Source organism: Pseudomonas sp., assembly GCF_050739655.1.
Taxonomy (GTDB): domain Bacteria; phylum Pseudomonadota; class Gammaproteobacteria; order Pseudomonadales; family Pseudomonadaceae; genus Aquipseudomonas.
Genome location: NZ_JBOIBY010000135.1, coordinates 1 through 13,985, shown reverse-complemented (window position 1 = coordinate 13,985; position 13,985 = coordinate 1). Strand labels below are relative to the sequence as shown.

Below are 13,985 nucleotides of genomic sequence, written 5' to 3'. Positions count from 1 at the left end.
GCCCAAATCCGTCAACCCCGGATGATCATCAGGCCGACGCCCCAACGGCCAATGATATTTGCGCTCGCTTTCCTTGATCGGCAGGTCGTTGATGCAGGCGAAGCGTCGAGCCATCAGACCGTCTTCGTTGAACTCCCAGTTTTCGTTGCCGTAGGAGCGGTACCAGTTGCCCGAATCGTCGTGCCACTCATAGGCGTACCGAACGGCAATGCGGTTGTCGGTAAATGCCCACAACTCCTTGATCAGTCGATAGTCCAGTTCCTTGGCCCATTTGCGCGTCAGGAAAGCCTTTGCCTCTTCGCGGTTGTTGGCGAACTCGGAGCGGTTTCGCCACTTAGTGTCCAAGGTATAGGCCAGCGACACACGCTGCGGATCACGGGAGTTCCAGCCATCTTCGGCCAGTCGTATTTTTTCAATGGCCGATTCACGGGTGAATGGCGGCAATGGCGGACGAACTTCGGTATTAGACATTTCAAAGGCTCCGTATCAATTTAAAGTTAATACAAGTTGTCGGGCTTGATTGAGTTGTTACAGGTCCAATAACTTTCGCGCCATGCATTGCGCATTATCGGCTGCACTGTGATCACCCATGACAAGCGCCACGGTAATGGCACCATCGATAAGGATCAGCAGCTGTTTGGCCAGCCTCTGCGGATCCTCTGCACCATATTCGGTACACAGCTCGCACACGTAGTCGAGCAGCTTTTGTTTATGGTCTTTGGCGACCAGGCGAACCGGGTCCTTCGGATCGCCGGTCTCACCGCTGGTGTTGATGAAAGCGCAGCCGCGAAAGCCTTCGGACGCAAACCAGGACTTGAGCACGGTAAACAGGTTGAGAAGGCGATCGGCCGGCGTTTCGGCCTGCCCGACTTCAGTTCTGTACCAATGCATCCAGCGCTGGTCGCGTCGCTGCAAGGCTGCAACCGTCAGCTGCTCCTTGTTGGCGAAGTAGCGGTAGATACTTTTTCTGGAAACACCGGCGGTTTTCACCAGAAGATCCATGCCAGTGGCTGCGATGCCAATTTTGTAGATCAACTTTTCGGTGACATCCAGAATGATGTCGCGTGTGTCGTTGCTGGTGATTTCGTTCATGTGGCTAACAGTAGAACGATCGTTCTCCTTGGTCAACCAAATTTTTCTTCGCTGGATAATCGGTCCCCTGGAGCTGTCGCAGGCTGCGATCTTTTGATCCTGCTTATAAAAACATTAAAAGATCGCAGCCTGCTGCAGCTCCTACATTGAGAATGCGTTCACAACCAAAGACACCGGGAAGACCCCAGCCGATCCATGGTGTAAGCTCTCAAACTCTTCGGATTCGACCCATTGCGAGCCCTATGCCGTCGCTTTTCAAACGCTCCCTGCTGCCTAAACTGCGCAGTTTTCCGCTGACCGCCGATGCCGTCACCATCCTTTGCGGCCCTGCCGAGTTCCGTCGTTGCCTGCTGGAGAAAATCGCCAGCGCCACCCAACGCATCTATATCGTTGCGCTGTACCTGCAACAGGATGAGGCCGGTCAGGAAATTCTCGATGCCTTGCACTCGGCCAAACTGGCGCGTCCGCAACTGGAGGTGGTCGTGGTCGTTGACTGGCTGCGTGCCCAGCGCGGGCTGATCGGTGCCGGCAAGCAACCGGGTAACTCGGCGTGGTATCAGGAAATGACCCGCACTCGCGCCAGCGAGGTACCCATTTACGGCGTACCGGTGCAAACCCGCGAGTTGTTTGGCGTACTGCACTTGAAGGGCTTCATCATCGATGACTGCGTGATCTACAGCGGTGCGAGCCTGAACAACGTCTATCTGCACAAGTTCGACAAGTATCGCTACGACCGTTATCACCTGCTGAACAACCGTGAGCTGGCAGATTCCATGCACCACCTGGTTCAGCATGGGCTGGTGGCTTCCAAAGCGGTGCATCGCCTCGATCTGCCAAATCTGCCGACCACTCGCAGCCTGCGCAACGATATCGGCGATTTGCGCAGCCGCCTCAAACACGCCGCCTACGACACCACCCAAGGCTCCACCGACAAGAGCGGTCTGTCCGTGTGTCCGTTGTTAGGTGTGGGCAAGAACAACCCGCTGAGCCGGGTGATTGGCGAGCTGATCGGCAGTACCCGGCAACAACTGACCATCTGTACGCCTTATTTCAATCTGCCACTGGCCGTGACCCGGGAAATCAACCGGGCGTTGGCGCGTGGCGTGAAGATCGACATTGTGGTTGGCGATAAAACGGCCAACGACTTCTACATCCCGCCCAGCGAACCGTTCAAGGTGATCTCGGCCCTGCCATACCTCTATGAAATCAGCCTGCGCCGGTTCGCCAAGCGCCATCAACGCAACATCGACAGCGGCCAGTTGAACCTGCACCTTTGGAAAGATGGCGACCACACCTATCACCTCAAAGGCATGTGGATCGACCAGCGCTACACCTTGCTGACCGGCAATAATCTCAACCCGCGAGCGTTTCGCCTGGACCTGGAAAACGCCTTGCTGATCGATGATCCCAAAGGTGAACTGCTCGAGCCACGACGCAACGAACTGGTAGAGATTTTCCAGCACACCCGGCGTATCGAGCGTTATCAGGACCTGCAAACCCTGCCGGACTATCCGGCGGGCGTGGCCAAGTTCCTCAAGCGCGTCAGCCGTGTGCGCATTGAGCGTTTGCTGTATCGCATTCTGTAGTGATGGAGAGCCAGTAACAGAGCGGTTTTTTATAGTTCCTGACGGGTGCGGCTAATAGGCTGAGTCTGCACCCGTCCACAAGGTTCTTATTAATTGGCTCTCTCATCTGGCTGTACAAACACCACTCGTTGCGCTGCATCATCTAATTCCCCCACTACATCCTCATCCGCAATCCGATTGGCCGGGAAGCTGTCAGCCAGCAAGCAGGGTTCGCAACCTTTTTATCCCCATGTGGCCAATTCCCACAACAACACTGCCTCGATCGCAGCGCGTATCAATGGCGATATGCCGTTGTATCTCAATAAAGAGAAACGTTTGGGAGATCGAATTGAAGATCAGGCCACTTTCAGTGAAGCCTGGGCTGCATTAAAGGAGTCTCTAGCCACTCAAATCCTGTCGGAACACGAGTTTATTGACGTACTGAAGAGCGGCATATTGCAAACGAAAACGGGAATAACCTTCAAACCCCTTATTTTCGAAGCGCTGGTTCGCTCGACCTGCCCCAAAGACGATCTGAGGCCGCAGCAGTTGCGTTATATCCTCAGGGCTATCTGCGATCTTGCGCCAAGCGATTGGATATCGGCTTTCGGTGAGCATTTTGACTTTGTTCAATCCGGTGAGGAGCTAAGCGTTGCAGGTTTCATGCAGGAGCAGTTGACATCGTCGCTTATGGAGATAGCCCGGAAGGTGTCCGTACGTGAGTTGTTGACCAAAGGGCAGTGGCAGCGCCTTTGCGAACTTCTCAAGCAAAGTCCCGAAGGGATGATTGAAGGTGTGGAGGAGGCAGCCCCCAAAATGCCGTGGGGGAACATTGAGGACATTTATTTTCACAGGCCATCGGCCACTGCGGCGAAAAGTCTCCTGAGCACTTGCCTGGATGTGATACCCAAGCTCCGATTACACAGTACGGAGTCAAATGAGTACGTAACCGAAATTGAAAGCCTGATTAAGTGCATTGATAATAAAATAAATCCGAAAGTGGAAGTTCAGAGGTATCCCAAAAGATCGGTGAAGTTCGAATTCATTCAACCGACTGCACGGCATCTCGAAGGGAATAATTTTCCGCTGCTGGCGACTCTTGAGGAAATAGAACGCAAATCAGACTTCCCTGAACCTAACGTTATAGAGCGCCACAACAACCGAAGAGGACTTTTGGGCCGGGCCGTTTATCTACTAAAAAGTTTCAATGTCCCGCAGATTTTTGCGGGGCTTCCGGAAAAACCAGTCCCAAAAACATTCTTGGGGCTACCGGATAAGCCCACACAACCCATTCTGTCCGAGGAATTTCGGCGTAACTTTGTTCGCTCGCCCCAGCGTGAGTCCGTCCCCGAATCAGAGCGTCCCGCTTGGGATCGTGCTTGGAAAATGGCGCAACAGGCGGATGAGCTCTTTACAGAATTCACGAAAACGATAACTGGATGGCGGCCCGCCGAAGCTTTTGAGGTCCCGACATGTCTCGAGCAATATTCCCGGCGTATAGAAGCATTGTGGAAACACAAGCAGCAAGATGAGGCTAACCACTGGCCACAGAGTTCCTCTACTTCACCGACCGAGCCTTTGGATACCGAGGCTGAAGGTTACATCGCCGCTCTGGGCGCGAGCCTTGCGGCCTGGTTGCATTCGGCAGCCAACAACCTGGGAGCAATGGGAGCCGCTGCACTGACGGGGGCTGCCCACCTCACCCAACAACACCCTCGTGCTACCGCAACGGTAGCGCTGGCTGCCATTCACGCCGCTGTGAATGAATTTTATGTTCGCTGGTACCCCGATTCGCATACGCACCATCATGTTTACCTTCCAAAGGAGTCGGATCCCGAGCTGCGCAGGGAATTCAAAGATGAAGTGCGATCGGTCCTGAGACCCATGCCGGATGTCGTCCAGTCCGTCCGGGCGCTGCTTGAGGCCTCCGATTCAGCCAACCCGCTTGATGATCCCAAGCTAGTAAAGGAAGTTGAAATCCTGATACGAGCGCCGGCACCGTCGAACCCGGACAAAACGATTGAAGAATTGGTCGTTGAGTCTGCTTCGAGAGTCTCCCGCTTGCGGATGTCGCAACTGGGAGTAGACGAAGAAGGGAACTTAATCATTGAGGAGGAAGATGTCGACGCAAATTCCCAGCGTTTCCAGGTCAGAGAGCCTGCGGAGCTGGTAATCGAAGCGATGAGTGATGAAGCTGCCACTCAGCATGCGGATAGAACTCTGCAAGCGCAGGTGGTGGAGAAATTGACCTCGGCCAGATTTGTTCCATTACCTGTTTCTACAGACACTTCGATCTATAAGGCGGCAAGTCTGTATCAAGAAGCCGTGAACGACCCCAAGGTGCTCGCATGGTTTGAATCCAAGGGGTTCGCCCTCAATACATTGAAGATTACGCCAGACTCGATCACCGGGATGGTCACCCGTGACGGCCAGACACAGGTCGAACGGTTTTCAATCTGGGACGATTCCGGCTGGTGGCAGGTATCCGCGCAGGTCCTGATTGCCATGCAAGTACTTGATCCAGCCGGTTTCGGTCTACTTTATATGAAAGAAAACCCGTTGCTCATTCACAGCGATGTGATTGTTAGTTTTTATGGGGAGGCTCCCCCGGCATTCGATGAGGATGCAGTCAAATTTTCCCAACGTTTGAAAACCGAGGGGTGGCCAACGTACGACGGCACGCACAATGACGAAATGCTCAAAGAAGCCAAGGTGTTGATCAAAGAGGAAAAAGCACGTGCACAGTTGAGTTTTGAACTTGCGGCAAGTGTGGAGGGTTTGGCCGATGATGCGAAAGTTGAATTGTCCAGAATTTTCAGCAGAGTTGCCAACGACTCACCGCTGGATGAGAAGTGCTCACAGATAGTGGGTTCTCTGAATGAATTTCTAGTGCTACCGGACATGACTTCTCTGTGTAAAAAAGTTGGTTTCGATTGCGCTGATCGACCCGTGAGAATCAGTGAAAACAGAATTCAGGTCCTGAATTTGGACAGGCTGTGGTACGACATAACGGACTTGGTCACCTCCGAGAGCACGCTGGTGACACCCTTTAACGATTTGCTGCAACGGGTGAAAGAGACGGGGAATGCGCTGTATTCAACACTATCTATAGACCTGCAACAGATCGTCAACTTCAGAGGCTTTGGCACCCCGACAACGGCGGGTGAAGTGCGCAATATTATCCGATGGTTGCAGACGTCTTTACCGCCGCCTATGCCATTGGGTAACTATGGCTCCGAGTTGCTGGATCACTCACAGTTTCCCGTAAAACTAACGCCCGCCGATAAGCAAAAAGTGTTGTCAGTGGTGAACGCTCTAGGAGGTGCCAGCGCGATGCTGACTGCATTGGGCACGGATGTGCTTCCCGATACGAGCATCGAGTTCAGACGGAGCAAAGCAGATGGCATTCTGAGGGAAATCCTTGAACAGGATAAATCCGGGGCTTGGGGGAAACAGCTAATGCAAACGCTGGATTGGTATGGTGCGCAACAATCGCCTGATCCCGATCACAGTCAAAAATTGTTGCTCACAGCGATCAAGCTATCAGTTGACCCCACCGCCTCTGGCAAGCCGGGAGATATCGCGGGATACAGCGTATATCAGCCGAAGAACCTGGGCCGCAGTGTCAAGGAAATCCGCACAGACATCGAACAGCACTTGATCGAGCAAAAGGGCATCAGCGCTCAGGTTGCACCCTTGGTTGCACATTTGTTTCTTGCCGATGCAGCGCCGGAATTTCTCGCGCAGGATCTAAGTGAAGGCATCAAGGTAGGCACTGCTGGCTGGATGACTTTGCGACTGGGGGTTGCAATTGCGGAGTCTCAAAGTCCGGGGTGCTCACGAGCCATGAACTCAGGCGAGTTGATTGACCTTGCACTTCTTACACCCACTTCACCTGAGCAGCAGATGCTGTTCAAGACGCTCAGCGTAGATATTGTGGTGACGTGGGGCGTCATGAACGGGGATATTCCTCAGAGCGAGAATGGCTCCTATTCCTCTGGTAACTATACGATTGCAGCGAGTAAGTTCATGACCCAGCGATCGGAACTGTCTCAGGCTTTGGAAGGGTTCAAGCGCGATTTAGTGACGAGAGAAGAGATTGCGCTTAGAGAACTTAACAAGGTTTTTGCTCGTGATATCAGAGTTCCCATAAAAGATGCTCACGTTCTTTATGGCACCACTGTAAAGCCAATCATAGATGCTTACATCGATGGAGACTTGAAAAGTCCTGGATGGTATATGTCAGGCCTGATAAATGATAAAGACTTTGACTGGAAGAGAAGGAATTTACCTGATTTAGATGACTTGCTGACAACGTCCGTAGACGAACACTTTAGCGCGGTCGAGAACAGTTTTACTTGCGCTACCAAATCCATGATTGCAGCGCTGCCACTGCAAGAGCGCCAAAACATAGAGCTTGGAAAGATACAGATATTCACGTTGCGTGAGGAAACAGGAAAAATCAAGGAGGACGAAACCCCAAAGATCCGTGATGCATTTCGCGGGCGTCAAGGCGTGCTATTGCGCTGCGAACATCAGGACCAGGTTAGCTATTACGAAGTTTTTCCGGGACGCATGATGATGATAAAGCGCACGGATCTACCCGATGACTTGCCACTCAATGGTGTGATTAAAAGCGAGAAGGTAAAAGTCAGCAAAGGTCCACCAGTCAAAGTTGCCGTACAACGCGGAACGGAACTGCCATTTGATTTTTCTGCCTATTCAGCTGGTACGGAGCCGAAAGCCGGCGCTAAATCAAAAAAGTTGATCATCGAAACGCTGGGAGATGCTATTCCCGCCACGGCCCTATCGACCGAGCAAAGGGCATATGTGTTCGATAGTTATTTCTCAAGCAAGACTGCGACTGTTGTAGCGCAAATCTTGAACGGAAACTTCTTACAGGGTTATCGGGATGTACTTTTTAAAACTGCCAAAGGACAAACCAGCTCGGAAGAAAATCGTGAGTATTGGGAGAAAGTCAAAGATTTTCTGTTGAACCTTATCCCGTTCGTGGGCTGCATCGATGACTTGAGCTCCGGGGAGCGCATTCGGATCATCAACGGTGCATTTGGTTGTTATGCGGATCTTATGTCGGGAATGAATACCCTGGTTGGCGGGGTAGGGAAAATTTCCAACGTATTGAAGTCTGTTGCCCCGTTCAGCACCAAGGCGTTTGAAGCATTGAAAATCACCGGTACAACCATCGGTTCGATGATTAATCCATTGGATGGGCTGCCTTACCTGCTCGTAAGTAGCGGTAGAAGCATGACGACCTTCGGTAAATTTTTGACCAGTGGCGCTTTCGTTTTAACCGAAACCGGTATCGGTAAGCTGCAAACATGCGTGGATCGACTCAGGGGGTTCTTTGGCGGATTCGCCGGAGGGGCTGCTGCAAAGTTACCTAGTAAAACAAACATCGCCAGGGTTTTGGGGACATTCAACGGCGCCACAGTCAATGCCACGATGGAAAGTGATAGGTTTTACGCGCTCGATGGAAGCGGTAACCCCATTGGACCACCACTGGAAAGTTTCGTAGAACTTCCAGCGGCCAGTAGCTGAATAAAATGAAGGGGTGGCTTGATCGCTGATCCCGTCACATTCAGGCCCGAGCTGTATGAGTGAATTCCAGTTTCAGTCGTACAGCGCGGGTCTTGCATTCAGTTCAAACCCAACTTGCCACGTAACGTAGACAAATCTTCGGCCAATGTGTTGACCGGCCCAACCAATGCCTTGCGGTCGATTTCCTTCACTTTGTCGTAGGTCGCGAAACCGCCGTCGCTGGTTTTGTACTTCGCCAGAATCGTATTTACGGTGGCGAAGTTCTTGTCGACCTTGGCGATGAATGCCGCGTCCTGTTTCTCGATTTGTGAACGGAACAGATCGACGATTTTCTTTGCCCCGTCGATATTGCCCTGGAAGTCATAGAAGTCGGTGTGGCTGTAGCGATCTTCTTCACCGGAAATCTTGGTGGCCGCCACTTCTTCGAGCAACGCAGCAGCGCCGCCGACGACTTTTTCCGGCGGGAAGGTCAAGCCCGCGACACGGGACTGCAGGTCTTTGACGTCCTTGTCCAGACCGTCTGCCAATTCCCCCAGGCCATGTGTGCTGTTTTCTGAAAATAACGAGTATTCGATGCGATGGAAGCCGGTGAAGTCTTCGGCTTTGACGCCTTTTTCGTGGTCATCGACCCGGGAGTCGATGGCGGCATCGAGGTCACTGAACAGCTCGGCGATCGGCTCGATCGATTCGTAGTAAACCCTCGTCGGTGCGTAGAGTTTTTTCGCGGTGGCCAGGTCGCCTTTTTTCACCGCGTCAGTGAACTGTCGGGTGTGGCTGGCCAGTTCATCGAGTTGTTCGGTGACGTAGATCTTGTAATCCGAAATCGGCTGTACCAACTCCAGCGGCGCCGTTGCCGCAAAAGCCGAAAGCGGGGTGTTGAGCAAACCGAGGGTCAGCATTAACGCGAGTGGCGATTTTTTCATGGGACGGCTCCGTCTTGGGTCAGGCAGTGGTTTTTGTTTGTGTGGCGTTTAGCAGCGAGCGACCGATGAAATCCTGGTCGCCGGTCACACCGGGGAGGGTGAAGAAGTACCCGCCGCCGACCGGCTTGAGGTATTCCTCCAGCGGTTCGCCGTTGAGTCGGGTTTGTACGGTGATGAAGCCTTTTTCCAGATCGGCCTGGTAGCAAATGAACAGCAAGCCCATGTCGAGTTGACCGTTCTTGTTCACGCCGTTGGAGTAGTTGAACGGCCGGCGCAGGATCAAGTTGGCCTGGGTCGCCGCAGTGCGCGGGTTGGCAAGGCGAATGTGGGCGTCAAGCCGGGTCAGCTTGCCTTCGGGGTCATTTGCGTAATCCGGCACTTGTGTTTCATTGGCGCCACCGATGGGCGCACCGGTACTTTTGATGCGCCCCAGAATGCTTTGTTGCTCTTGCAAGGGCGTGCGGTCCCAGCGCTCGACGAAGTTGCGGATGATGCGCACCGCTTGATAGCTGCCGCCAATGGCCCAGGCCGGCTCGTCGCTGCCGGGTTGGACCCAGACGATGTGGTTCATGGTTTTGGCATCGTTGGAATCGGGGTTGGCCGAACCGTCGCGGAAACCCAGGAAATTACGCGCACTCTGCGCCGGTACGCCTGGTTTGGACGGGGCCTGGGGCGGTACGCTGCCTTCCTGTTTCCAGCGCACCAGCAACAGGTCCGGGAGATTTTTTACGATGTCGCGCAGGGCGTGAATATTGGTGTCGGTGGTGTTGGCGCAAAACTGCAAGCTCAGGTCACCATGGCAGCAGTCGGTTTCCAGAGCGTCATTGGGGAAACCGACCATTTGAATCAGACGCTTGGGCCTGGCGTCTGCCAGGCCGAAACGTTCGTCGAATAAAGAGGCGCCGACGGACACGGTGATGGTCAGATTGTCCGGAGTGACCACCGGGCCGAGAATCCCTGAATCCACCGGTGGTAACTTGGGATCGACTTGAGCGACGGGTCCGCCCTTCATCAAAAACGCAATGCGTTCATTGAGGGTGCGAAACAGCCGTTCCAGCTCTTCGCGATTGCTGGCCAGCACATCAAAGGACACCAGCATGCCGGACGCAGGGCGCGGCGTGACGATGCCGCTTTGATGCTTACCATGGAACGCGTGGCGGTCTTCGGTTTTGTCACTGTTGGGCGCTTCGGTGACCTGCGCGGGGTTCGCGGCCATGGCCGGGCAGCTCAGTGCCACACCGGCGGCACCCATGCCCAGCAACACCCGGCGTCTTTGAAGATTGAATTGCTCTGAATCATTCATCTGAAAAGTTTCTTCTGCTTACAGGCCGGAAAGGCCAAGGGCGGGATCGATTGCATCGAGTGCGTCGGCCAGCGCCTTGGCCTTGTCAGCGATCTGCTTGCGCTGTTTGGCGCTGACGCTGTCGTAGCTGGCGTAACCGTCGTTGACTCTGAAACCGTTGAGTTCGGCGTCGAAGGAGGTGAGGGTATTGTCGATTGTCGGCAACAGCTCGGCGGCGGATTTGACCAGCATCGGACGCAGCAACTCGACCACCTTGCGTGCGGCGTCAAGGTTGCCGGCAAAGCTATTGAGGTTGCTGTGGCTGTAGCGCTCTTCCTCGCCGCTGTTCGCGCGTACGTCGCCCAGGGTGTTGAGGTTGCGCACAACGATGCTCACCAGCTGCTCCGGTGGCAACGTCTGGGCCAGCAGCTGTTGCTTGAGGGTGGTGACGTCTGCCAGCAGGCGCTGGGCGAATGGCGTCAGGCCGTCGAGATTGCGTTGTTGGAACAAGGCGTATTCAAGGCGGTGGAAACCGATGAAGGCCGGATCCTGTTCGCGTTTTTCGAAGTAATCGGCGCGTGCATTGATGGCGTTGTCCAGCGAGGCGAAGCGTTGGGCGGCTGGAGCCAAGCGTTGATAAGCCGCGCGGGCCGGCAGATACAAGGCTTGTGCCTGGTTCAGGTCACCGGTCTCGATGGCTTGCTCAAGGGCCGTTACGGCCTTGATCAACGCCGTAGCCTGACTGCTCAGATAGACACGGAATTCCGACAGCGGCCCGACAAATGCCACCATCGATGGCCGGGCCTTGGCCGCCGCATCCGACGCGGCGGTCGCCGTCACGTGCAGGGTGCCACGCGGGTTGCTCAAAAGACCGCAGGTGATCGTGTAGTCGCCTGGCGACAGGTTGGCATTGATCACCTGGCTAAGTCCCGGTGCGATGTTCTCGCGTTCTTCGATCACCAGTACGCCGTCGAGGATTTCCCACTCAACGGCCCGATCCGAGCGATTGACGATGCGAAAACTGGCGCGACCGGCCGGGACCGACAAAGCGTCGGGCTCGCAGCTGTGGGGGTGAATGGTCACCAACACTTCGTCGTGGTTGGCCTGGCGTTTGGCGGCGGCCATCTGTGAGGCGTAGTAGAACAGGCCGCCGGCGGTGATCATCACGATCACCGAACCGGCCACTGCCCAGCGCAAGGTGCGGGGAGGCGATGCCTGGGGAGGGAGTTGATTTGGCATGGGAGCCCTTACTGATTGAAAACGGAAAATATTGCTCACCCCGTAGGAGCGAGCTCGCTCGCAAAAAACGCACAGACACCGCGGGGTACCAGGTTTCAAGCGTTATCGTTGACGACCATCGCGAGCAAGCTCGCTCCTACAGGGGGTGGGGGCAGGGATGAAAAACATCACCAATGCCACCAGCAGGTAGATCAGATAGGCACCGAGGGTGCTGACGGTTGGCGCGTCCTGATAACCGAACATGCCTGCTAGCACCGCGCCCAACGGGCCATCCATCGGCAACGTTGCGCTAATGTCGAAGAGCACGGTTTGCAGGTGATTCCACACGCCGGCTTCATGCAGTGCCTGAACGGAATTGGCGAGAATCCCGGCGGCAACAACGAGGATGAACAGGCCTGTCCAACGGAAGAACGCACCAAGGTTCAGACGCATGCTTCCGGTGTAGATCAGGACGCCAACGAGGATTGCCAGGATCAGGCCGAGCAGGGCGCCAATGGGTGCGCCCGGCCCCTCGCTCTGCTGGAACACGGCCAGCAGGAAGAACACGGTCTCCAGGCCTTCGCGAGCCACGGCGAAAAAGACCATGGCGATCAACGCAGTCACCTGATGCCGGGAGCCGGTCAGCGCCTGATCGAGGGATGCATGCAGGGAATGCTTGATCGAACGCGCCACCTTGCGCATCCAGAACACCATGGAACTCAAGATGCCCACGGCCACCAGGCCGACGACACCTTCGAACAGTTCCTGTTGTTTCTGAGGGAATTCGGCGCTGACCAGTTCCAGGCCGCCGCCCACCAGCAGGGCGAGGGCAGCGGCGAGAAACACACCGATCCACACGGCAGGCATCCACTGGCCGCGACCGGTCTGTTTGAGGTAGCTGGCAATGATGCCGACGATCAACGCGGCCTCGATGCCTTCTCGCAGCATGATCAGAAAAGGAACGAGCATTCAGCAGCGTCTCGGATTTAGATAGGGTGCTAAGTTGTAACATAATGACACTCATTCCCATATGGGAGTGATTGACAATTACCTGAACCTAAGCTGAACAACCCTGAAGATCACCTCGATACCCTGTGGGAGCGAGCCTGCTCGCGATGACGGAATCACATCCGACATCAATGTTGATTCATCTACCGCAATCGCGAGCAGGCTCGCTCCCACAGGGATCTGCGTGCGCTAATATGCCGCCACTCAAACAAGAACAGGGTTTGCCTCGCTCAATGTCGGAAAAAGACACCATCTCCATTCAACTGGTCCGCGAAGCGCTGTTGCAAAGTTGCGCCCCAGGTATCGCCACCGAAGAGGTGTTGAACAAGGTCGGCATTGACCCGTTGCTGTTGAACAGCAACGACGCACGCGTCCCGGCCATGGCGTATGCGCGACTGTGGCGCTTGCTGGCCCGACGTGGGGACGATGAGTTTTTCGGGATGGACCCGCGCAAACTCAAGTCCGGCAGTTTTGAGTTCTTGTGTCGCGCAGCCATGAACCAGCCGAACGTGGCGGCCGGCCTGAGCAACGGTCTGGGTTTCCTTTCCTTGATCCTCGAATGCATGCCCGCCGAACTGGTCCAGCAGCAAAGCCTGGCGGAAATCGTGCTAATGGAGGACGACTACGCACCGCGCCGCGCCTTCACCTATTTCACCTATTGGATGATCGTGCACGGCGTAGCTTGTTGGCTGGCTGGGCGGCGGATTCCGATTCTGGCCATTGAGTTGCGTTGCCCGCAGCCCGATTTCTGTGACGACTATCAGGTGATGTTTTCCGAGAACCTGCGTTTCGACCGACCGCGCACGAGGATGATTTTCTCCGCCGATTGCCTGGAGCTGCCCATCAAGCGCACCGCGGAAGAGCTCAGGCGGTTCCTGGCACAGGCACCGGCCAATATTCTGGTGAAATATCGCGATCCACAGAGCCTGGCCAGCCGAATCAAGCACGACTTGCGACAACTGCCTGCCGCGCATTGGCCGGAAACCGAAGCACTGGCGCAACGCCTGTGCATGTCGGCTTCGACCCTTCGCCGTCGGCTGGCCGAGGAAGGGCAGACGTATCAAGGGATCAAGGACAGCGTGCGCAAGGAGTTGGCCATTGTCTGGCTGGCGGAGCCCAGCATCAGCTTTGCCGACATTGCCACGCGGCTGGGCTTTGCCGATGTAAGTTCGTTCTATAAGGCGTTTCGCAAGTGGTCGGGGTCCAATCCGGGGCATTATCGGAGTTTGATTCTCAACGAGGCCAACTGATCCGGGTTCTGTGTTGGGGCTAATGACGTCTTCGCGGGCAAGCCTCGCTCCTACAGGGCACGGTCAACCCGTAGGAGCGAGGCTTGCC

General features: G+C 55.1%; 9 protein-coding genes. 3 read left to right on the top strand and 6 right to left on the bottom strand.

The annotated features are described in order from the left end of the window. The coding region (locus ACRESJ_RS06905) for a DUF1348 family protein (protein ID WP_431757250.1) at positions 1-471 on the bottom strand (471 nt) is incomplete at its 3' end. Between the two features lie 57 nt (positions 472-528). After that, entirely contained in the window at positions 529-1,092 is a 564-nt protein-coding gene (locus ACRESJ_RS06900; RefSeq protein ID WP_431757249.1) for a TetR/AcrR family transcriptional regulator, read from the bottom strand. Positions 1,093-1,334: 242 nt separating this feature from the next. Here ACRESJ_RS06900 and pssA point away from each other — a divergent pair, with 242 nt between their 5' ends. Both pssA and ACRESJ_RS06890 read left to right on the top strand, forming a co-directional pair. After that, complete coding sequence (gene pssA / locus ACRESJ_RS06895; RefSeq protein ID WP_431757248.1) at positions 1,335-2,678, top strand: CDP-diacylglycerol--serine O-phosphatidyltransferase; 1,344 nt, start codon at positions 1,335-1,337, stop codon at positions 2,676-2,678. A gap of 177 nt (positions 2,679-2,855) precedes the next feature. Further along, positions 2,856-8,216, top strand: coding sequence for a hypothetical protein (locus tag ACRESJ_RS06890; protein WP_431757247.1), 5,361 nt, complete (start codon positions 2,856-2,858; stop codon positions 8,214-8,216). 98 nt (positions 8,217-8,314) lie between these two features. Here the strand turns inward: ACRESJ_RS06890 and efeO (ACRESJ_RS06885) are convergent, their stop codons facing one another. The 4 genes from efeO (ACRESJ_RS06885) to efeU all read right to left on the bottom strand — a co-directional run bounded on the left by efeO (ACRESJ_RS06885) (position 8,315) and on the right by efeU (position 12,608). Further along, positions 8,315-9,139 carry an iron uptake system protein EfeO gene (efeO, locus tag ACRESJ_RS06885; protein ID WP_431757246.1) on the bottom strand — a complete coding sequence of 275 codons (825 nt, stop codon included), beginning with the start codon at positions 9,137-9,139 and terminating at the stop codon, positions 8,315-8,317. A gap of 19 nt (positions 9,140-9,158) precedes the next feature. Further along, positions 9,159-10,442 (bottom strand): iron uptake transporter deferrochelatase/peroxidase subunit, encoded by a 1,284-nt coding sequence (efeB, locus tag ACRESJ_RS06880; RefSeq protein ID WP_431757245.1) that lies wholly within the window; start codon positions 10,440-10,442, stop codon positions 9,159-9,161. 18 nt (positions 10,443-10,460) lie between these two features. Then, positions 10,461-11,660 carry an iron uptake system protein EfeO gene (efeO, locus tag ACRESJ_RS06875; protein ID WP_431757244.1) on the bottom strand — a complete coding sequence of 400 codons (1,200 nt, stop codon included), beginning with the start codon at positions 11,658-11,660 and terminating at the stop codon, positions 10,461-10,463. 102 nt (positions 11,661-11,762) lie between these two features. Beyond that, complete coding sequence (gene efeU / locus ACRESJ_RS06870; protein ID WP_431757243.1) at positions 11,763-12,608, bottom strand: iron uptake transporter permease EfeU; 846 nt, start codon at positions 12,606-12,608, stop codon at positions 11,763-11,765. 272 nt (positions 12,609-12,880) lie between these two features. Here efeU and ACRESJ_RS06865 point away from each other — a divergent pair, with 272 nt between their 5' ends. Beyond that, positions 12,881-13,897 (top strand): AraC family transcriptional regulator, encoded by a 1,017-nt coding sequence (locus tag ACRESJ_RS06865; protein ID WP_431757251.1) that lies wholly within the window; start codon positions 12,881-12,883, stop codon positions 13,895-13,897. The last annotated feature ends 88 nt before the right edge of the window (positions 13,898-13,985 follow it).

Excerpts from the sequence above, each read along its gene's own strand:
- ACRESJ_RS06900 (WP_431757249.1), bottom strand. The coding sequence starts at position 1,092 with ATGAACGAAATCACCAGCAACGACACACGCGACATCATTCTGGATGTC.
- pssA (WP_431757248.1), top strand. The coding sequence starts at position 1,335 with ATGCCGTCGCTTTTCAAACGCTCCCTGCTGCCTAAACTGCGCAGTTTT.
- efeO (WP_431757246.1), bottom strand. The coding sequence starts at position 9,139 with ATGAAAAAATCGCCACTCGCGTTAATGCTGACCCTCGGTTTGCTCAAC.
- efeB (WP_431757245.1), bottom strand. The coding sequence starts at position 10,442 with ATGAATGATTCAGAGCAATTCAATCTTCAAAGACGCCGGGTGTTGCTG.
- efeO (WP_431757244.1), bottom strand. The coding sequence starts at position 11,660 with ATGCCAAATCAACTCCCTCCCCAGGCATCGCCTCCCCGCACCTTGCGC.
- efeU (WP_431757243.1), bottom strand. The coding sequence starts at position 12,608 with ATGCTCGTTCCTTTTCTGATCATGCTGCGAGAAGGCATCGAGGCCGCG.
- ACRESJ_RS06865 (WP_431757251.1), top strand. The coding sequence starts at position 12,881 with ATGTCGGAAAAAGACACCATCTCCATTCAACTGGTCCGCGAAGCGCTG.